The sequence below is a fragment of the Luteibacter sp. NPDC104163 genome, from assembly GCF_055584245.1.
Genome location: NZ_JBVJMK010000030.1, coordinates 1 through 3,242, shown reverse-complemented (window position 1 = coordinate 3,242; position 3,242 = coordinate 1). Strand labels below are relative to the sequence as shown.

At 66.7% G+C, this 3,242-nt stretch carries 5 protein-coding genes; 4 read left to right on the top strand and 1 reads right to left on the bottom strand.

What is annotated here, in order from left to right; translation table 11 throughout:
• Window positions 1-131: 131 nt before the first annotated feature.
• Window positions 132-323, bottom strand: a complete 192-nt coding sequence (locus ACZ6YI_RS21225; RefSeq protein ID WP_465780353.1) for a CPXCG motif-containing cysteine-rich protein — start codon at window positions 321-323, stop codon at window positions 132-134.
• A gap of 39 nt (window positions 324-362) precedes the next feature.
• Here ACZ6YI_RS21225 and ACZ6YI_RS21220 point away from each other — a divergent pair, with 39 nt between their 5' ends.
• From ACZ6YI_RS21220 to msrB, 4 genes are all read left to right on the top strand, one after another.
• Window positions 363-1,070, top strand: a complete 708-nt coding sequence (locus ACZ6YI_RS21220; RefSeq protein WP_440324527.1) for an HAD family hydrolase — start codon at window positions 363-365, stop codon at window positions 1,068-1,070.
• Window positions 1,071-1,139: 69 nt separating this feature from the next.
• Window positions 1,140-2,099, top strand: a complete 960-nt coding sequence (locus tag ACZ6YI_RS21215; RefSeq protein WP_440324525.1) for a YihY/virulence factor BrkB family protein — start codon at window positions 1,140-1,142, stop codon at window positions 2,097-2,099.
• Entirely contained in the window at window positions 2,096-2,419 is a 324-nt protein-coding gene (locus tag ACZ6YI_RS21210) for a glycine zipper 2TM domain-containing protein (RefSeq protein WP_465780352.1), read from the top strand. Before ACZ6YI_RS21215 ends, ACZ6YI_RS21210 begins: the two co-directional genes overlap by 4 nt.
• Before the next feature lie 78 nt (window positions 2,420-2,497).
• Complete coding sequence (msrB, locus tag ACZ6YI_RS21205) at window positions 2,498-3,109, top strand: peptide-methionine (R)-S-oxide reductase MsrB (protein ID WP_465780351.1); 612 nt, start codon at window positions 2,498-2,500, stop codon at window positions 3,107-3,109.
• Window positions 3,110-3,242 lie beyond the last annotated feature (133 nt).

Genomic DNA, 3,242 nt, shown 5'->3' with positions numbered 1-3,242 from the left:
TGGCCGTCACGACCCGGTTGGGTTTTTTTTAAAAACCGTGGGGGCGCGCGCTGGCGCGCGATGGGTGCTTGCCGCACACCCCATCGCGCGCAAGCGCGCTCCCACAGTGGTATCGGTGGAGGTTTTTGCGATTACCCGTCGTTCTCAGCCGACGCCGTCAGGTCGTAGGTGTCGCCACCCTCGTCGACCACCAGCCGCATCACGATCGGCCTGCAGCACACCTGGCAGTCCTCGGTATAGGTCTGGCTGCCGGCCGAGGTATCCACGGCCACCTCGATGGTCTCCCCGCAGTACGGGCAAGCGATATCAGTGAATTCGTACATGGCGCTATCCTAGCGCGGTACGTTCCACGAGATACCCCCATGATCGAACTGATCGGCTTCGACGGCGACGATACCCTCTGGCACAGCCAGGAGTTCTACGACCGCGCCCAGGACGCCTTCGAGGCCATCCTCGGCAAGTACATCGACCTTGAAAGCGGCGGCCTGCGCGATAGCCTGCTGGCCACGGAGCGCGGCAACATCGCCCTGTTCGGCTACGGCGCCAAGGGCATGACGCTCTCGATGATCGAGTCCGCGATCGAGCTCACCGACGGCCGGATCGAGGCCCGCGACATCCACAAGATCGTACGGCTGGGCAAGGACGTGCTGGCCCATCCCGTCGAACTCCTGCCCGGCATCCGCGAGGCGGTAGAGCGCGTGGCGAAGACCCACCGGGTGGTGCTGATCACCAAGGGCGATCTGTTCCACCAGGAATACAAGGTGGCCCGTTGCGGCCTGGCCGATGTCTTCCACCGCATTGAGATTGTCTCCGAGAAGGATCCGGCGGCCTACGAACGCCTGTTCCGCGAGTTCGAGATCACCCCGGCCCGCTTCGCCATGGTGGGCAATTCCCTGAAATCCGACATCGCCCCGGTCATTGAGCTCGGCGGCTGGGGCGTTTACATGCCCTACCACAGCACCTGGGCCCACGAGGTCGTCGCTGGCTTCACCATGACCGACCGGGTCATCGAGGTGCACGGGGCCGAGGGCATCCCGGCGGCCATCGATCGCATGGATCTCGCCGCCTGATAGCGCGGGTCCACGTTTTTTTCGCGCGCCAACACCCACCCTGTGGGTGGACCGACGAAAGGAGCCCCGGTGGACCGCAGGATCAACCTCGGCTGGCAAGTGGTACGCACGACGGCGAAGGGTTTCAGCGACGATGAGCTGATGACCCGCGCGGCGGCCCTCGCCTTCTATTCCGCGCTGTCATTCGCCCCGCTGCTGGTGCTCCTGCTGTGGGTGGTGGCGTCGCTACGCCCCGAGTGGCAGGCCCAGCTGATCGATAGCCTGAACGGCCTGGTCGGGCCGCGCGCGTCCGACGCGGTCAAACTGGTGATCGAGAACGCCAAGCAGCGGCCCAGCGTCGGCAGCATGGCCGGCCTGGTCGGCCTCGGCGTGACCCTGGTCGGCGCCTCGGCGGTGTTCGCCCAGTTACAGGGTGCCCTGAACCGGGTATGGAGCCTGCAGCCGCGGCCGGGCAACACCAGCCGCGCCATCCTCGGCTGGCTGCGCGCCCGCCTGCATGCGCTGGGCCTGCTGCTGTCGCTGGCCTTCCTGCTGGTCATCTCATTCTCGGCCAGCGCGATGATCGCGGTGTTCGTGCGCGGCGGCACCGTGGGCTGGCACGTGCTGGAGATGGTCATCTCCTTCGGCGTCTTCATCCTGATCTTCGGTGCGATCTACAAGGTGCTGCCCGATGCCATCATCGAATGGCGCGACGCCTTCATCGGCGCATCGCTCACCGCCCTGCTCTTCGTGGTCGGCAAATATGCCATCGGCATTTATCTCGAGCGCAGCAATGTCGGTGGCCCTTATGGCCCCGCCGGTGGCGTGGTCGTGCTGCTCGTCTGGGTCTATTACTCCGCCTTGATCCTGCTACTCGGCGCGGAGCTCACCGAGGCCGTCGCGGAGGCACGCGGAACGCCGATTAAACCGCGGCCGTACGCGATGTCGACGCGACCCGCATATACAGGACCTGTTGACCCCTCCGTCACGACACCGGCGGTATCCCTGAAATCCGTTGACACACCGGTTCAGAAGGAGGACCCGACATGAAGAAGCCCCTCATTGCCCTGGCCACCCTCGCCGTCGCCCTCGGCGCCGCCGCGCCCGCCATGGCCCGTCACCAGGTCTGCAGGGACGTCGAGGTCAAGCAGATCAATTCGAAGGATGACAACCGCCTGATCGGTACCGGCGTGGGTGCCGTGGCCGGTGGCCTGCTCGGCCACCAGGTCGGCGGCGGCAAGGGCAAGACCCTGGCCACGGTGGGCGGCGCAGTCGCCGGCGGCTACGTGGGTAACCAGGTGCAGAAGAACCACCAGGACAAGAACGCGTCGTACCACACCGAGCGGCAGTGCCACTGGGTGGACGATTGAGGGTGTAAGGTAAACCCAACACGGCCGGTCTTTCGGAAAGGGTGCCCCTCGGCGCCCTTTCCTGCTTCCGGAGGTCCCATGCGTAGCAACGATCCCGATCGCCGCCGGTTCCTGGGCGTGTTCGCCACCGCCGCGGCCGCGGCGATCTCCCTGCCGTTCATCTTCAAGGCGACGCGCCCGGCCATGGCGGCCGAGGCACCGAAGCCGTTCCAGCCGGGCAACGTGACGCTGGATTGCTTCGCGCCGGACAAGAAGCCGCTTGGGACCTGCGTCGAGGCCAAGGTGGTGCTTACCGATGAACAGTGGCGGGCGAAGCTGGACAGCCGCTCCTACTACGTCACCCGCCACGAAGGCACCGAGCCGCCGTATACCGGCCCCGGCTGGGACCGCCACGATAACGGCCTGTACCGCTGCATCGGCTGCGATACCGCCCTGTTCGATTCGGCCACGAAGTTCGACTCGGGCACGGGCTGGCCCAGCTTCTGGCAGCCGATCTCGAAGCGGAACATCGTGCAGAGCGATGACCGGAGCCTGGTGGAGGATCGCACCGCGGTGAACTGCGCCCGTTGCGGTGCGCACCTCGGCCACGTCTTCGACGACGGCCCGGACCCGACGGGGCTGCGTTACTGCATGAACGCGGTGGCGATGCACTTCGTGCCGGTCCCCGGCGTGCACATCACCCTTTCATAAAACTGTGGGAGCGGGGGGGGGCGCGCGCGGGGGGGGGGGGCCCCCCCCAACCCCCCCCCCCCCCCCCCCCCGGGGGGTTTATGGGTCGCCACGGTTTTTGGCGGGAGCGGCCCCCCGGGGTTATAGCCACCCG